Origin of the sequence: Kitasatospora sp. NPDC048540 (genome assembly GCF_040651175.1) — a bacterium.
Classification (GTDB): Bacteria; Actinomycetota; Actinomycetes; order Streptomycetales; family Streptomycetaceae; genus Kitasatospora.
In genome coordinates this window covers 1-15,144 of record NZ_JBEZIR010000108.1, presented here as the reverse complement: position 1 = coordinate 15,144, position 15,144 = coordinate 1, and the positions used below count along the sequence as shown (strand labels likewise).

11 protein-coding genes and 1 tRNA gene are annotated in these 15,144 nt (G+C 72.5%); 5 read left to right on the top strand and 7 right to left on the bottom strand.

Features of this window, described 5'->3' with window-relative positions; genetic code table 11:
- Positions 1–3 precede the first annotated feature (3 nt).
- The 5 genes from AB0D08_RS31040 to AB0D08_RS31020 form a co-directional block, all read right to left on the bottom strand.
- Positions 4–198: a hypothetical protein gene (locus tag AB0D08_RS31040; RefSeq protein ID WP_359893536.1), complete on the bottom strand. Its 195-nt coding sequence runs from the start codon at positions 196–198 to the stop codon at positions 4–6.
- 154 nt (positions 199–352) lie between these two features.
- Positions 353–2,407, bottom strand: coding sequence for a phosphocholine-specific phospholipase C (locus AB0D08_RS31035; protein WP_033821587.1), 2,055 nt, complete (start codon positions 2,405–2,407; stop codon positions 353–355).
- 162 nt (positions 2,408–2,569) lie between these two features.
- Positions 2,570–3,241 (bottom strand): pentapeptide repeat-containing protein, encoded by a 672-nt coding sequence (locus tag AB0D08_RS31030; protein ID WP_033821588.1) that lies wholly within the window; start codon positions 3,239–3,241, stop codon positions 2,570–2,572.
- Positions 3,242–3,301: 60 nt separating this feature from the next.
- Complete coding sequence (locus AB0D08_RS31025; RefSeq protein ID WP_233289114.1) at positions 3,302–4,477, bottom strand: low temperature requirement protein A; 1,176 nt, start codon at positions 4,475–4,477, stop codon at positions 3,302–3,304.
- Positions 4,478–4,912: 435 nt separating this feature from the next.
- Positions 4,913–6,610 (bottom strand): ABC transporter family substrate-binding protein, encoded by a 1,698-nt coding sequence (locus AB0D08_RS31020; protein ID WP_359893533.1) that lies wholly within the window; start codon positions 6,608–6,610, stop codon positions 4,913–4,915.
- 364 nt (positions 6,611–6,974) lie between these two features.
- On the opposite strand from AB0D08_RS31020, the gene AB0D08_RS31015 reads away from it, so the two are divergent.
- From AB0D08_RS31015 to AB0D08_RS31005, 3 genes are read left to right on the top strand one after another with little or no spacing between them, the layout of a single operon-like run.
- Positions 6,975–7,958, top strand: coding sequence for an ABC transporter permease (locus tag AB0D08_RS31015; RefSeq protein WP_033821590.1), 984 nt, complete (start codon positions 6,975–6,977; stop codon positions 7,956–7,958).
- Positions 7,958–8,902: an ABC transporter permease gene (locus AB0D08_RS31010; RefSeq protein WP_051812878.1), complete on the top strand. Its 945-nt coding sequence runs from the start codon at positions 7,958–7,960 to the stop codon at positions 8,900–8,902. Before AB0D08_RS31015 ends, AB0D08_RS31010 begins: the two co-directional genes overlap by 1 nt.
- A complete protein-coding gene (locus tag AB0D08_RS31005; RefSeq protein ID WP_359893529.1) occupies positions 8,899–10,983 on the top strand; it encodes a dipeptide ABC transporter ATP-binding protein in 2,085 nt (694 codons plus the stop codon). The genes AB0D08_RS31010 and AB0D08_RS31005 overlap by 4 nt, the downstream gene beginning before the upstream one ends.
- Positions 10,984–10,998: 15 nt before the next feature.
- Here the strand turns inward: AB0D08_RS31005 and AB0D08_RS31000 are convergent, their stop codons facing one another.
- Positions 10,999–11,457: a DUF3592 domain-containing protein gene (locus AB0D08_RS31000; protein WP_359893527.1), complete on the bottom strand. Its 459-nt coding sequence runs from the start codon at positions 11,455–11,457 to the stop codon at positions 10,999–11,001.
- A gap of 136 nt (positions 11,458–11,593) precedes the next feature.
- Here AB0D08_RS31000 and AB0D08_RS30995 point away from each other — a divergent pair.
- A tRNA-Lys gene (locus AB0D08_RS30995) sits at positions 11,594–11,667 on the top strand.
- Positions 11,668–11,721: 54 nt separating this feature from the next.
- Here the strand turns inward: AB0D08_RS30995 and AB0D08_RS30990 are convergent.
- Positions 11,722–12,546, bottom strand: a complete 825-nt coding sequence (locus tag AB0D08_RS30990) for a hypothetical protein (RefSeq protein ID WP_359893526.1) — start codon at positions 12,544–12,546, stop codon at positions 11,722–11,724.
- A gap of 203 nt (positions 12,547–12,749) precedes the next feature.
- On the opposite strand from AB0D08_RS30990, the gene AB0D08_RS30985 reads away from it, so the two are divergent.
- Positions 12,750–15,026 carry a transglycosylase domain-containing protein gene (locus tag AB0D08_RS30985; RefSeq protein ID WP_359893524.1) on the top strand — a complete coding sequence of 759 codons (2,277 nt, stop codon included), beginning with the start codon at positions 12,750–12,752 and terminating at the stop codon, positions 15,024–15,026.
- The last annotated feature ends 118 nt before the right edge of the window (positions 15,027–15,144 follow it).

Here is a 15,144-nt window from a genome sequence, read left to right as displayed (position 1 = left end):
CGGTCAGCCGAGCGGATCGCCCTCGGCGGTCATGTCGGCGGCGGCGCGGCGGTCCTGCTCGGCCTGCTCGGCCTGGAGCCGGGCCCGCTCGGCCCGGTCGCCGAAGGCGTCGGAGGCCTCGTCGTGGGCGAGCGCCGCCCGTTCGGTGGGGCTGACCATCTCGTGCGACTTGTGCCGGAACCTGTCGAAGATGCCCATCGCTCTGTGCTCCCTGGCGTGATCGGACGGCGGAACCCTCCCACTGTCACACCGTGCACCCGGGCGTGCCACCGGGGCGGCGGGGCCGGGCCGGGAGCGGGCCGGGCCCCGCGCGGGGTGCGCGGGGCCCGGCTGCGGACGGTCGGCGGGCGGGTCAGCCGCTGACGCTGGGGGCGCCGCTCTCCAGGTGGCCGGTGAACCGCTGGGACCACGTGGTGTCACAGTCCGCGGTCACCGTGAAGTCGTACCAGCCGTTGTTGTAGGCGACCACGTTGAAGTAGTCGCTGACGTTGCCGCCGGCCGGGACGGTGTAGGTCCAGGGGCCGTCGGTGCGGTAGTTGTTCGAGGTGATGGTGAAGGTCACCTGGGTGGTGCCGGCGTTGGCGAGCCTGAACCAGAGCGCGTTCTTGCCGGTGTCGGGGGCGGCGGCGTACGAGGAGGTGACGGTGAGGTTCTTGCCCGCCTTGGTGGCGTCGCCCTTGAAGCGGCGCAGGAAGCGGTTGGGGCCGGTGACGCTCAGGTCGTAGGGGCCGCCGCCGAAGTTGGCGCCGCAGTTGAAGAAGTCGCTGGTGTCGGTGCCCGGGTCGACGGTGTACTGCCAGGGGCCGCCGGTGCGGTAGGCGTTGGCGTAGGCCGCGAAGTGGGTGGTGGCGGTGCCCTGGTTGGCCATCTTCAGCCAGACCTTCATGACGTTGCCGGAGGCGAACTCCAGGTGGTCGAGGTTGGCGTTCGGCTGGTACGGCAGCGCCCGGGCGGGGCGGGTGCCGGCCTCCTGGAGCGGGAGGGCGTTGTTGACCGGCGCCGGGTTGGGCAGCGGGCCGCAGGCGGCGAGGCCGATGGTGGCGTCGGTGTTGGGCAGCGCGGGCATGCCGTAGACCGGGTTGGCGAAGTCGAACATGCCGGTCAGGTCGGAGCAGACCTTGCGGCGCCAGGCGCTGATGTTGGGCGTGGTGGCGGGCTTGCCGAGAGCGGCGGTCCACTTCTCCAGGAAGCGCAGCACCGAGGTGTGGTCGGCGACCTCGGAGTTGACCCAGCCGCCGCGGGTCCAGGGCGAGATGGCGATCAGCGGGACCCGGAAGCCAAGGCCGATGTTGGTGCCGTTGTAGAACTCGCCCGCGGTGCCGGCCGGGGCGACCGGCGGCGGCACGTGGTCGAAGAAGCCGTCGTTCTCGTCGTAGTTGAGGAACAGGACGGAGGAGTTGAAGACGTCCGGGTTGGCGTTGAGCGCGTCCATCACCATGTGCACGAAGTGCGCGCCGTCGGCGGGGGTGGCGTACGGGTGCTCGGAGGAGGCCTGGTCGGCGACGATCCAGGAGACCTGCGGGAGGGTGCCGTTCAGCACGTCGGCGCGGATCGCGGCGGCGATGTCGTCCGGGGTGCGGCCGGTGGCCTTGGGGACGGAGCCCATGCCCTTGACGGCCAGCGCGCTGCCCGCCGGGGCGGTGGAGAACTGCTTGAAGTAGGCGAGCGCGTTGTCGCCGTAGTTGTCGGCGGCGTTCTGGTAGACCTTCCAGCTGACGCCGGCCCGCTCGAGCGCCTCGGCGTAGGTCTCCCAGCGCAGGTTGGACTCGTCGCCGCCGTCGTACGCGGGACCGCCCAGGGTGCCGGCCGGGTCGATCTGGCCGGACCAGTGGTAGGTGCGGTTGGGGCCGGTGGCGCTGAGCACCGAGCAGAAGTACGCGTCGGAGATGGTCCAGTAGTCGGCCAGCGCGTAGTGGAACGGGATGTCGGCGCGGGTCAGGTGGCCGAGCGCGCGGACGTTGCCCTTGGCGGCGACCCAGGAGTCCATCTTGCCGCCGTTCCAGGCCTTGTGCTGGTCGGACCAGCCGTGCGCCAGGTCGCCGTTGCACTGGGCGAGGCGCTCGGGGTCGGCGCCGCCGGCCGGCTTGGTGGCGCTGAACTGCCACGGGTACTGGCGGCCCGAGCCGTTGGGCTGGTTGAAGACGCTGTAGCCGCCGGCGATCTGGATCGCGCTGCGGTCGGCGAACCCGCGGACGCCCTTGAGGGTGCCGAAGTAGTGGTCGAAGCTGCGGTTCTCCTGCATCAGGATGACGATGTGCTTCGCGTCCGCGATGGTGCCGGTGGTGCCCGCTGCCGCGGCCGCGGCGGGGGTGGTGGCGGCCGCGGCGGCCACGCTGCCCGCCACCGCCGCTCCGGCCGCCGCGCTCGCGGAGAGCGCCATGAACTTCCTACGACTCAGCTCAGCCATTGGTGGGACCGCCGCCCTCTCAGGAGTTGTGCACACAGGTTTGCACTCGCCGAACGCGGTGCATCCTGGCCCAGCCCCGGGCGGAAGGCCATGGCTTTCCATGAAGGCTTGTTGGACTGTTCTTCCCCGCGTCGTCGGGCGACCTCGCGGTGAACGGCCGGCTCAGCCGTCCTTCACAACGATGCCCAGCGCCTGGGCGAACTGCGGGGCGAGGTCGAAGAGTTGGTGTGTGGAGATGACGGCCCCGCGCAGCCCGAGGTGGCCGTCGGCCAGCTCCAGGCGGGCCGCGCCGCGCAGGTCGGCCCGCTCCAGCTTCGCCCCGCCGAGCCGGACCTCCTCCAGGGTGGAGCCGGGGAAGGAGACATCGGTCATCCGGGCCTCGCCGAAGTCGACGTCGCGCAGCAGGCAGTCCTCGAACACCACGTCCCGCAGCACGGCGGAGCGCAGGTTGACCGACTCCAGCTTGCACTGGCGCAGCACCACCCGGCGCAGCGCGGCGCCGTACCAGGCGACGCCGGCCAGCACCGAGCCGAGCAGGGCGCTGTCCTGCCAGTCGCTGTCGGCCAGGTCGGTGGCGACCAGCCGGCTGCCCTGCACCCAGACCTCGTTGAAGGTGGTCCGGCGCAGCCGGGCGCCGTCCAGCCGGACGCCGGTGAAGGCGCACTCCAGGAAGCCCGCGCCGGCGGCCGCGCCGGTGTGCTCGAAGTCGTCGAAGTGCACGGTGTCGTAGCGGTGGTCGGGCCGCAGCGGGCCGGTGTGCGGCTGGAGCAGGTGCGCGAAGGGCAGCTGGTCGAGCTCGTCCGGGGTGGCGGGGACGTTGGGGACCGCGGGCATGGTCTGGCTCGTTCCGGTCGGGGACGGGGTGCTGCCATCGTCCCAGCCGCCACCGACAGCTCAGCCCTCCCGCGCGTGCAGCGCCAGCCCGGTCGCGACCGCCGCGGCCGCCACCAGCCCGGCCAGCAGCACCCCGGCCTCCCCGGCGAGGGTGCACACCAGCAGGGCGGCCGCGGCCACCGGCAGGACCGCCTGGGCGGCCCCCCGCTTGGTGTGCCGGGAGTGCAGCAGCCAGACCGTGACCAGGTAGACCGCGCCCGGCACGGTGACCGCGGCGGTGGCCGCCTCCGCGGAGATGTGCGCCTGCCCGACGGCGTACTCCACGGCGACCTCCAGACCGGCGCCGATCGCCGCGGCCGAGCCGAGCACCAGGTAGTGGCCGTAGCCCCACAGGAAGGCCCGCCGGTTGGAGCGCAGGTGCTCGTGGATCGGGCGGGCGAAGTAGATCCACCACGCGGAGAAGCAGAGCAGGATGCCGCCGGCGGCGATCGGCAGCAGCTCGCCGAGCGCCTCGTGCTCGTCCAGCGCGGCCTGGATCGCGACGGTGGCGGCGGAGACCGTCTCGCCGAGCACGATCAGGGTGAACAGCCCGTAGCGCTCCGCGATGTGGTGCGGGTGCCAGGTGCTCTGGGTGTGCCGCTCGGCGAACACCGGCACCGAGAGCTCGGCCAGGATGCCCAGCGGGATCACGTACGGGCGCACGTTCTCCGGGAGCAGCAGCAGCACCCCCCAGCCGACCTGGCAGACGGTGATCCCGGCGGCGTAGCGCAGCGCCATCGTGCGGGCGCCGCCGCTCTCGCTGCGGGCCGCGCGCAGCCACTGGGTGACCATCGCCAGGCGCATCACGACGTACCCGACGACCGACAGCACGAGGTCCCGGCCGTCGAACATCCTGGGCACGCCCGCGGCGAGGATCAGCACCCCGGTGATCTGCACCAGGGTGGTGATCCGGTACGGCACGTCGTCCACGTCGTACGCGGAGGCGAACCAGGTGAAGTTCATCCAGGCCCACCAGATCGCGAAGAACGCGAACAGGTAGCCGACCAGACCGGTGGAGAGGTGGTCCTCGGCGACCGCGTGCGCGAGCTGGGCGCCGGCCTGGGCGACCGCGACCACGAAGCACAGGTCGAAGAAGAGTTCCAACGGCGTGGCGGCGCGGTGCGGTTCGCTGCGGCTGCGGGGCACCATCCGCCGTACGACGCGGTCCGGGTCGGGCAGGGCGGCTTCGCTGGTCATCGGATCGCTTTCGGCTCGCACGCGGTCGGCTCGGGGGGCGGCAACCCGGGCCGCTCCCCGCGATCCTGGCAGGAGCCGGACCCGTACGCACGTACCCGCGCGGCACGCCGATCCGTCCGCTTGCGCCCGTTTTGGGCGTCCGTCAGGCAGAGTTGACGGTGCAGTGCGCGATCCGGGTGACAGCTCGACGGCTCCCGGGCGCGCCCTGCGGAAGGTGTCCCGTCCACCCCGGCCGGGCCGATAGATTCCCCTCCAAGTGGAACGACGACACGGGCGGTCTGCGGGCAACGCGGAAGGTCAAGGCAGATGGCGTGGACACGGGGGCGGCTCCGCCGGATGCCCCCGCGCCCACGCCGGGACGCCTCGTGATCACCGCGCTGCTCGCCAGCGCCGCCGGTCGTTCGACCGTCCCGCGCCGCCGCGGCGCGCGGTGGACTACTTCTCCCAGCCGACCGAGGTGATGACCGTGTCGGCGAGGCTGCCGGCCCCGAAGTTGGCCAGGCCCTTGCGGACCGCGACGATGCTCGGCCGCTGGTACAGCTCGACGGTGTGGGCCAGCTCCCAGATCTTCACGTCCGCCTGGTTGTAGAGCTTGGCGGCCTCCACCGGGTCGAGGGTGGCGGCGGCCTTGCGCAGCAGCAAGTCGATCTCCGGGGTGCTCAGCTTGGAGTAGTTGCCGAACACGTTGTCGCCCTGCGGGGCGCGGTAGATCGGCACCGTCTTGGAGAGCGGGAACGAGCCGGTGTTGCGCCAGCTCGCCAGGTCGAACTTGCCCTCGTTGATGTACTTGGAGAAGTACTCCTTGCTGGGCACCTTGTCGACCGAGAGCTTGACCCCGACCTGCTGCAGCATGCTCTGCACGGCCGCGGCGAGGTCGGACTGCGCCTGGGTGGAGCCGTCGCTCATCACGTAGTGCAGCTCCAGCGGCCGGCCGTCCTTGCTGCGCACGCCGCCGGCGTCCTTCCAGCCGGCCGCGTCCAGCAGCTGCTTCGCGGCGGCCGGGTCGTATTTCACCCAGTCCCCGGAGTTGGCCTGGTAGCCGGCCTGGTTGGTCATGAACAGGTGGTTGTCGAGCGGCTTGAACTCGACCGGCACGCCCTGGTTGACGATCTTGATCAGCGAGGCCCGGTCCAGTGCCTTGCCGAGCGCCTGGCGCACGCCCTGGTCGGCGAGCGCGCCGTTGCCGCCGAAGGAGATGTGCACCTCGTCCCAGGGGGTGCCGGTGCGGATCGCCGCGTCCTTGGCGTCCTTGAGCTGGCCGTAGGCGGTGGCGGTGCCGGCCGAGGCGAAGTCCACCTCGTTGTTGAGGAAGGCCTGGGTGATCGCGGCGGCGTCCAGCACCCGGTAGGTGATCTTGTCCAGCTTGGGCTTCGGGCCCCACCAGTCCGGATTGGGCACCAGCGTGATGGTCTGCGCGGTCTTGTCCGCGCTGCCGATCTTGAACGGGCCGCCGTAGACCGGCACCTGCTCGATCCAGCCCTCGTTGAACTGCTGCGGGGTGGAGATCTGCGAGGCCGGCAGCAGCGGGCTGAACAGGCTCTGCCAGTCCGCGTACGGCTCGGCGAAGGTGACCTTCACCTCGCTCGGGTCGGCGCCCTGCTCGACGGCGGAGATCTGCTCGTAGCCGGAGGAGTCGGAGAGGTTGTAGGCCGGGTCCTTGCCGTTGGACGCCTGCCAGACCGCCTTGAAGTCCTGGTAGCCCAGCTGCTTGCCGTCCGACCACTTGGCCTTGGGGTTGAGCTTGTAGGTCACCACCTGCGGGGAGGTGGAGGTGACCTTGGCCGACTCCAGGTACTCCGGCACCGGCTGGTAGACACCCTTGGCGTCGGTGCGGAACAGCTTCGCCTCGACGTAGCCCATGATCTCGACGGCGTCGCCGTAGGTGCCGTCGACCTGGTACGGGTTCCACTGGGTGATCCACTGCTGGAGCGGCTCGCGCAGCTCCCCGCCGTCCTTGATCCTGTCCAGCGGCTGCGGGTTGTTGTCCTCCGCGTCCTGGGTCGGCGTCACCGTCTTGGCCACGTCGTCCGCCTTACCGCCGCCCGAGCTGCTGCAGGCGGTGGCGGCCAGCACCACGGCGATGGCGGCGGCCGCGGCGCGGCCGAGTCTGCGGGTGGCGAGCGAAGCACGCATCAGGAATTCCCCGGGGGTCTCGAAGAGTCGACGGCCGCCAGGTGTGGCGACACTTGAACGTGGGCAGCCAAGTCGGTGCCGACAGGCAGAACGTAACAGCGGATCAAGTCGACTACCAGGGGGCGGTGTTCAGATCTGATCGAAACGAAACAGGCCGCAACAGTGCCGCAATCTCCCGTCAGTACCCGTCTGATCGACTGTGACCTGGGCGTTCTCCGGACCGGTTGAACCCCGCAGCGCCGCACCCCCTGGACGGCCGACCCACGGTGCCGTACAACTGCTGCGCGAAGCTGCTGCAACCACCCCTTGAGCGAAGGCGAACGATCATGTTCACCAGGTGTGCGAACCGCTTCGGCGGTCGGCCGTGATCCGGTATCTGGCGAAACGGCTGAGCTACTACGCGGTCCTGCTGGTGGTCGCGGTCTTCCTCGCCTACGCCCTGTCCTGCACCGCCCTCGGCCCGCGCGCCTACTTCGAGGCCAAACAGCCGAGGCCCTCGGCCGCCGCGGTCGACCGCCAGCTCACCGCGCTCAACATCAACGACCGCACCCCGGTGGTGGAACGCTTCGCCACCTGGGCGGACGGCCTGGTGTTCCACGCCGACCTCGGCCGCACCATCCACAACACCTCCGTCAACGAGGAGTTCGGCCGCCGGATCTGGGTCTCGCTGCGGCTGCTGCTGATCGGCAGCCTGCTCGGGATGGCCCTCGGGGTGGCGGGCGGCGCCTGGAGCGCGGTCAAGCAGTACCGGATCTCCGACCGGACCCTGACGGTCTTCTCCTTCGTCCTGCTCTCAACCCCGGTCTTCCTGGTCGCCCTGCTGCTCAAGAACGGCGCCATCGCCGCCAAGAACGCGGCCGGCCACGAGGTGATCCCGTTCACCGGGTACGAGACGCCCAACCTGGCCGGCGGCCTCGGCGCCCACCTCGGCGACTGGGCGCTGCACCTGCTGCTGCCCACCCTGTCGCTGGCGCTCGGCGGCCTGGCCACCTACAGCCGCTACCAGCGCTCCACCATGCTGGACGTGCTCGGCTCCGACTACCTGCGCACCGCCGAGGCCAAGGGCCTGACCCGCACCCGGGCCCTGCTCAAGCACGGCCTGCGCACCGCGGTGATCCCGATGTCGACCATGTTCGCGTACAGCTTCCTGGGCATCTTCACCGGCGCCGCCTTCACCGAGACCATCTTCGGCTGGCACGGCATGGGCGAATGGTTCATCCAGGCCATCAACGAGCAGGACATCAACGCCGTGGTCGCCGTCAACCTGTTCGCCGCCGTGGTGATCCTGGCCGCCGGCTTCCTCGCCGACGCCCTGCACGCCGCGCTCGACCCCCGGGTCAGGTACTGATGACCACCACCGTGCTCACCGACACCGTCCCCGTACCGGCCGGGGACCCCGCCCCCAGCGGGCGGCTGCGGCTGGTCCTGGCCCGGCTGACCGCCGCCCGTGGCGTGCTGGTCGGGGCCGCGATCGTGCTGCTGCTGTTCCTGCTGGCCTTCCTCGGCCCGTACCTGACGCCCTGGGACTACGCCACCCCGAACTACACGGCGATCCGCCAACCCCCCTCCGCCGAACACTGGTTCGGCACCAACGGGATCGGCCAGGACGTCTTCGCGCAGACCGTGCGCGGCCTGCAGAAGTCACTGGTGATCGGCCTGCTGGTGGCGCTGTTCTCGACCGTGCTGGCCTCGCTGGTGGGCGCCTGCGCCGGGTACTTCGGCGGCTGGACCGACCGGGCGCTGATGTTCCTGGTCGACCTGATGCTGATCTTCCCCAGCTTCCTGATCATCGCCATCGTGTCGCCGAAACTGCGCGGCACCGGCTGGCTGGCCTTCGTGCTGCTGCTCGGCCTGTTCAACTGGATGATCACCGCCCGGGTGGTGCGCTCGATGACGCTCTCGCTCAAGGAACGGGAGTTCGTCCGGGCCGCCTCGTTCATGGGCGTCAGACCGTTCCGGATCATCCTGCGGCACATCCTGCCGAACGTCTCCTCCTTCCTGATCATCGACGCCACCATCACCGTCGGCGGCGCCGTGATGAGCGAGGCGGCGCTGTCCTACTTCGGCTTCGGCGTCCGCGCCCCCGACGTCTCGCTCGGCACCCTGCTGGCCGCCGGCACCGGCGACGCACCCGTCTTCCCCTGGCTCTTCTACTTCGCCGCCGCCCTGCTGGTGCTCTTCGTCCTCGCCGTCAACCTGATCGGGGACGGGCTGCGCGACGCACTCGACCCCACCGCCGACGCGGGCCGCCCCGCCCGCACCGCCCGCCGCCCGCGCCGGAGAAACCCGTGACCCCCGCACCCGTGACCCCCGCACCCCCGCTCACCGAACCCCCGCTCACCGAACCGCTGCTCGCCGTCCGGGACCTGCGGGTCGACTTCGGCCCCGCCCCCGCCGTCCGCGGCGTCGACCTGGAGCTGCACCGCGGCGAGACCCTCGGCATCGTCGGCGAGTCCGGCTCCGGCAAGTCGGTCACCGCGCTGGCCGTCCTCGGGCTGCTGCCCGGCACCGCGCGGATCGGCGGCTCCGTCCGGCTGGAGGGCCGCGAACTGGTCGGGCTCCCGGGGCGCGAACTCGCCCGGATCCGCGGCCGCAAAGTCGCCATGGTCTTCCAGGACCCGCTCTCCGCCTTCACCCCGGTCTACCGGATCGGCGACCAGATCGCCGAGGCACTGCGGATCCACCAGCCGCTCGACCGGGCCGCCGCCCGCGGGCGCGCCGCCGAGCTGCTCGACCTGGTCGGCATCCCCGCCCCCGGCCGGGCCCTGGACAGCTTCCCGCACGAGTTCTCCGGCGGCATGCGCCAGCGCGCCATGATCGCGATGGCCATCGCCAACGACCCCGACATCCTGCTCGCCGACGAGCCCACCACCGCCCTCGACGTCACCATCCAGGCCCAGGTGCTGGAGGTACTGCGCACCGCCCAGCGGGAGACCGGCGCCGCCCTGGTACTGGTCAGCCACGACCTCGGGGTGATCGCCGGGATGGCCGACCGGGTCGCCGTGATGTACGCCGGACGCGTGGTGGAGACCGCCCCGGTGGACGACCTGTTCGCCCGCCCCCGGCACCCCTACACGCTCGGGCTGATCGGCGCCGTCCCCCGCCTCGACGGACGCGGCGGCCCGCTGGTCCCGATCCCCGGCAACCCGCCCGCCCCCGGCGAGGGCGGCCCGGGCTGCCCGTTCGCGCCCCGCTGCCCGCTGGCCGAGGACCGCTGCCGCACCGCCGAACCCCCGCTGGCCGGCGCCGGCGCCCACCTCGCCGCCTGCGTCCGCGCCGACGAGCTCGCCGAACGCGGCCCCGCCCCGAGCGAGGTCTACCCGGTGCCGGAGCTGCCCGCCCCCGCCGACCCCGGCCCACGCGAAGGGCGCGCCCAGGTGCTCGCCGTCACCGGCCTGACCAAGACCTTCCCGCAGCTCAAGGGCGCCGTCTTCAAGCGCAAGGTCGGCGAGGTGTACGCCGTCGACGGCGTCGACCTCGACATCCGGCGCGGCGAGACGCTCGGCCTGGTCGGCGAGTCCGGCTCCGGCAAGTCCACCACCCTGTACGAGCTGCTGCGGCTCGCCGCCCCCCAGGCCGGCCGGATCGAGCTGCTCGGCCAGGACACCGCCCGCCTCGACCCCGCCGCCGCCCACCGGCTGCGCGGCAGGCTGCAGATCGTCTTCCAGGACCCGATGGCCAGCCTCGACCCCCGGATGCCGGTCGGCGACATCGTGGCCGAGCCGCTGCACGCGCAGGCCGTACCGCGCGAGGAGGCCGCCCGGCGGGTGCCCGCGCTGCTGCGCCAGGTCGGCCTCGAGGCGGCGCACGCCGACCGCTACCCGCACCAGTTCTCCGGCGGGCAGCGGCAGCGGATCTCGATCGCCCGGGCGCTGGCCGTCCGGCCCGACCTGCTGGTGCTGGACGAACCCGTCTCCGCGCTGGACGTCTCGATCCAGGCCGGGGTGCTCAACCTGCTCCAGCGGCTCAAGGCCGAACTGGGCCTCGCCTACCTGTTCGTCTCGCACGACCTCTCGGTGATCCGGCACCTGGCCGACCGGGTCAGCGTGATGTACCTCGGCCGCACCGTGGAGACCGGCGCGGTCGCCGAGGTGTTCGAGCGGCCCCGGCACCCGTACACCCGGGCCCTGCTGTCCGCCGTCCCGCTGCCCGACCCGGCGGCCGAGCGGGCCCGCACCAAGGTGCTGCTCGCGGGCGACCCGCCGTCCCCGACCGTCCGCCGCCAGGGCTGCCGCTTCCGGGCCCGCTGCCCGGTGTACGCGGCGCTGGACGCCGGCCGGCGCACCCGGTGCGAACAGGAGGAGCCGCAGGCCGCCGAGGCCGCGCCGGGTGTGGACCACACCGCGGCCTGTCACCACCCGGAAGGCCGCTGAGCGCCCGGCCCCGGCCTACAGGTCCCAGCTCTCGGCGGTCGGCGGCCGCCACCGCGGGTTGCCCCGCCGCAGCGCCGCGACCCCGGCCGCCGTGAAGAGCAGGCCGAACAGCACCATGCCGGCCGCGATGCCCAGGTCGCCGAGGCCGAGCTGCCGTGCGAACACCGCGTGGCCGGGCCGGCTGTCGGCCACCAGGACGGTGACCGGGTCGCCGGGCGCCAGGCGGTCCGGGGCGCTGTGCGGGTCGTCGACCTCGAGCCGGTCGGCGGAGGTGGTCCCGGGCAGTGCGACGGTCATCCGGTCCGCCCCCTGCCGCGTGGCCGGCCTGGTGTACTCCACCTCGGCCACCACGGCCGCGACCGGGCGGGCGTGCGCGTAGTCGTGCCGTGTCTCGACGTAGGACCAGCCGAACGCCACCCCCGCCACGGCCACCAGCGGCCCGATCACCACGCCCAGGGCCTGTCCGATGCCCATGCCCGTCCGCGCGCCCCCGCCCATCCGCCCCTCCCCAGCTCGGCTCGGCCGAACCGTACCAGCGCGGGCACCGGCCGGACAGGGGTCGATTTGAGCGCGGGCGCCGGTGACCTGTAATGTTCTCCGGGTCAGACAGGCGCCGCTAGCTCAGTTGGTTAGAGCAGCTGACTCTTAATCAGCGGGTCCGGGGTTCGAGTCCCTGGCGGCGCACCGACAACCGAAGGCCCCCTCGCCCAGGCGAGGGGGCCTTCGGCGTCCCCGGCCTCACCCCTCCAGGGACCGGTGGAGCGAGGCCTTCAGCGCGTCGACGAAGGCGTCCCGCACCCCGGGCTCCAGCAGGTCCAGCGACAGGTACGGGTTGAGGTCCTCCAGCTCCACCAGGAGCAGGCCGCCCTCGGGGGTGCGGCAGGCGTCGACCCGCTGGATCCCGTACGCCAGCGTGTTCCAGTCGGCGAAGCGCTGGGCGAAGGCGAGGTCCTCGGCGGTGGGCCGGTGGACCGCCAGCTCCCAGCGCCGCTCGGGGTCCGGGGCGTACAGGGCGTACTGGAAGACCCGGTCCACGAAGTAGAAGGAGAGCTCGTGGCGGAACGGGATGCGCGGCTGGATCAGCGCTCCGGTGAGGTCGGCCGTGTCGAGCTCACCGGGCCGCAGGTACGTCAGGCCGACCGAGTCGGCGCCGAGGAGCGGCTTGACCACGTACTCGTCGGCGGCCGGCAGCCGGTCGAGGTGGGCGCGGTCGGCGACGGTCGGGATGACCGGGTGGCCCTCGGCGGTCAGGTCGAGCAGGTACTGCTTGCCCGCCATGTCGCCGCGGCCGGTGAGCGGGTTGTGGACCAGCGTTCCCCGCTCCAGCGCGGCGGCCCGGAAGGCCCGGTACTCGGCCTGGTAGTGGATCACCGGGCCGCTGTTGCGGACCAGCACCGCGTCGAAGCCGTCCATCAGCGCGACGGCGTCCCTCGGGTGGCAGAGCGCGACGGTGAAGTCCTCGCGGAGCCGGTCGGAGAGGTGGACGTCCTCGTCGCCGTAGCGCCGGCCGCGCGCGGGGTAGCTCAGGTCGGTGACGTACAGGATGCTCGGCCGGTCGGTCATCGCGGTGCTCCGGGTGCGCTGATTCGGGTGAGTTCCGGCACCTTACCCAGGCGGGCGAGCGGGCCTACCAGGGATTTTGCGAGCACCCTGGGAGAATTGGGACATAGGTCACCAACACCTGCGAAGTTGATCAGGCAGGATGGATCGGTCCATATCGTCAACCGGGTGAGCGACCGTCACGGGGCTCGCAGGGAGGTCCTCCGGTGCCCCGAACAATCCAGCAGGCCGATCCCGCCGGCCGGCGCGCCGCGCGCCGCCCACGCCGCACCGGCTGGCGCCGGCTGATACCGACCTGGCGCACCGCGCTGGTCGGCCTGATCGCCTCGACGCTGCTCGGGATCGGCCTGTTCGCGCTCGGGATCGTCCTGGTCAGGGTGCCGGACGCGCACGCCGCCGCGACCGCGCAGAGCAACACCTGGCTGTACCAGGACGGGTCGCTGATCACCCGGACCGGACAGACCAACCGGCAGAACGTCACGCTGGACCGGGTCTCGCCCGCCGCGCAGCACGCCGCGCTGGCCGCCGAGGACCGCAACTTCTACGGCGAGGGCGCGGTCAACCTGAAGGGCATGACCCGGGCGGCCGTCAGCACCGTGTCCGGCGGCGGCACCCAGGGCGGCTCGACCATCACCCAGCAGTACGTGAAGAACACCTACCTCAACCAGAAGCAGACCGTCAGCCGCAAGGTGAAGGAGATCTTCATCGCGATCAAGGTCGACGCGACGCAGACCAAGGACGAGGTGCTGGCCGGCTACCTCAACACCTCGTACTACGGGCGCGGGGCGTACGGCATCCAGGCCGCCTCCCAGGCGTACTTCGGGGTCGACGCCGACCGGCTCACCCCCGCGCAGGGCGCGTACCTGGCGGCCCTGCTGAACGCACCGAGCGCCTACGACGTCTCGACCGCGACGCCGCAGGGCAAGCAGAACGCGATCGAGCGCTGGAACTGGGTGCTGGACGGCATGGTCCAGGAGAAGTGGCTGTCCGCCGAGGACCGCGCCGCGGCCGCCTTCCCCGAGGTGCTCCAGCCGCGCAGCGCGCCGGGGCTCTCCGGCCAGGCCGGCTACCTGGTGAACGCCGCCACCTCCTACCTGACCTCGCACGGCATCGTGACCGACGCCGAGCTCGCCCGGGGCGGCTACACGATCAAGCTGAGCGTCGACCCGAAGCGCCAGCGGGCGCTGGAGGACTCGGTGCGCAGCGAGCTCACCGACGGCCTCAAGCCGGACAGCCGCAAGGCGGACGCCGCCGCCCAGGCGGGCGCGGTCTCGGTCGACCCGAGGACCGGCGCGGTGGTCGCGCTGTACGGCGGCGTGGACGCCACCAAGCACTGGATCGACAACGCGACCCGGCAGGACTACCAGGTCGGCTCGACCTTCAAGCCGATCGCGCTGGCCGCCGCGCTGGACAGCGGTGCCCGCACCCAGTCCGGGCAGCGGATCACCGCGGACACCGTCTACGACGGCACCAACCGCCGTCCGGTCCGCGGCGGCAAGGGCGAGCCGTACGCGCCGCCGAACGAGGGCGAGCGCAGCTACGGCCCGATCACCCTGCAGCAGGCCACCGACTGGTCGGTGAACTCGGTCTACGCCCAGCTGGCGCAGGACGCCGGGCTGCAGACCGTCCGGGACACCGCCGTCGCGCTCGGGCTGCCCGCGGACACCCCCGGGCTGTCCGCCCAGGGCGCGATCCCGCTCGGGGTGGCCTCGCCGAGCGTGCTGGAGATGGCCGGGGTGTACGCCACCCTCGACAACGACGGCCGGCAGATCACCCCGTGGCTGGTGGACTCGCTGGAGCACGGCGGCGAGCAGGTGGCGCTGCCCGGGCACAAGGCGACCCAGGCGGTCTCCCAGCAGACCGCGCGGTCGGTGACCTCCATCCTCCAGGGCGTGGTCACCGACCCGGGCGGCACCGCGGCCCGGGCCCAGGGGCTGGGCAGGCCCGCCGCCGCCAAGACCGGTACCACCGACGACGGCCGGTCGGTGTACTTCGTCGGCTACACGCCGGAGCTGGTGACCGCGGTCGGCCTGTTCGGCCAGGACCCGGCGGACGGTTCGCAGGTCTCGCTGAACGGGGTCGGCGGCGGCGGCAACGCGGCAGGCGGGCGCTTCCCGGCGCAGATCTGGACCGCGTACATGAAGGCCGCGCTGGCCGGTCAGCCGGTCAAGCGGTTCCCGGCGGCGCCGGCCGTGGAGCGGGCCCCGGTCCCCACCCCGCCGGCCGCGCCGAGCCCGTCGCCCTCGCCGTCGGCCCCCGCCGACACCCCGGCTCCGAGCCCGTCGCCGTCGGACCGCCCGTCCTGGGGCGGCGACCGCAACCAGGCCCCGGCCACCGGCCGGAACCCGGGACGCCCGCCCGCGGCCCCGGCCACCCCGAACGGCGCCCCCGCCACCCCGGGCCGGCCCTCGGCCACCCCGGGCACCGGCACCGCGGCCGACCAGCCGGCCGGCGGGTCGGGGCGGACCGCCCCTCTCGGGTAGCACCCGTCCTGGGGGGGGGGGGGGGGGGGGGCCCCCGGCGCCCCCCCGCCCCCCCCCCCCCCCCCAACCCAAAAAACAAGAAAAAAAAAAAAAAAATCCAGAGACACAAAACAAACTT

What these genes read in the sequence shown, in the direction of transcription:
- AB0D08_RS31040 (WP_359893536.1), bottom strand. Translation starts at nt 198, where the DNA reads ATGGGCATCTTCGACAGGTTCCGGCACAAGTCGCACGAGATGGTCAGC.
- AB0D08_RS31035 (WP_033821587.1), bottom strand. Translation starts at nt 2,407, where the DNA reads ATGGCTGAGCTGAGTCGTAGGAAGTTCATGGCGCTCTCCGCGAGCGCG.
- AB0D08_RS31030 (WP_033821588.1), bottom strand. Translation starts at nt 3,241, where the DNA reads ATGCCCGCGGTCCCCAACGTCCCCGCCACCCCGGACGAGCTCGACCAG.
- AB0D08_RS31025 (WP_233289114.1), bottom strand. Translation starts at nt 4,477, where the DNA reads ATGACCAGCGAAGCCGCCCTGCCCGACCCGGACCGCGTCGTACGGCGG.
- AB0D08_RS31020 (WP_359893533.1), bottom strand. Translation starts at nt 6,610, where the DNA reads ATGCGTGCTTCGCTCGCCACCCGCAGACTCGGCCGCGCCGCGGCCGCC.
- AB0D08_RS31010 (WP_051812878.1), top strand. Translation starts at nt 7,958, where the DNA reads ATGACCACCACCGTGCTCACCGACACCGTCCCCGTACCGGCCGGGGAC.
- AB0D08_RS31000 (WP_359893527.1), bottom strand. Translation starts at nt 11,457, where the DNA reads ATGGGCATCGGACAGGCCCTGGGCGTGGTGATCGGGCCGCTGGTGGCC.
- AB0D08_RS30990 (WP_359893526.1), bottom strand. Translation starts at nt 12,546, where the DNA reads ATGACCGACCGGCCGAGCATCCTGTACGTCACCGACCTGAGCTACCCC.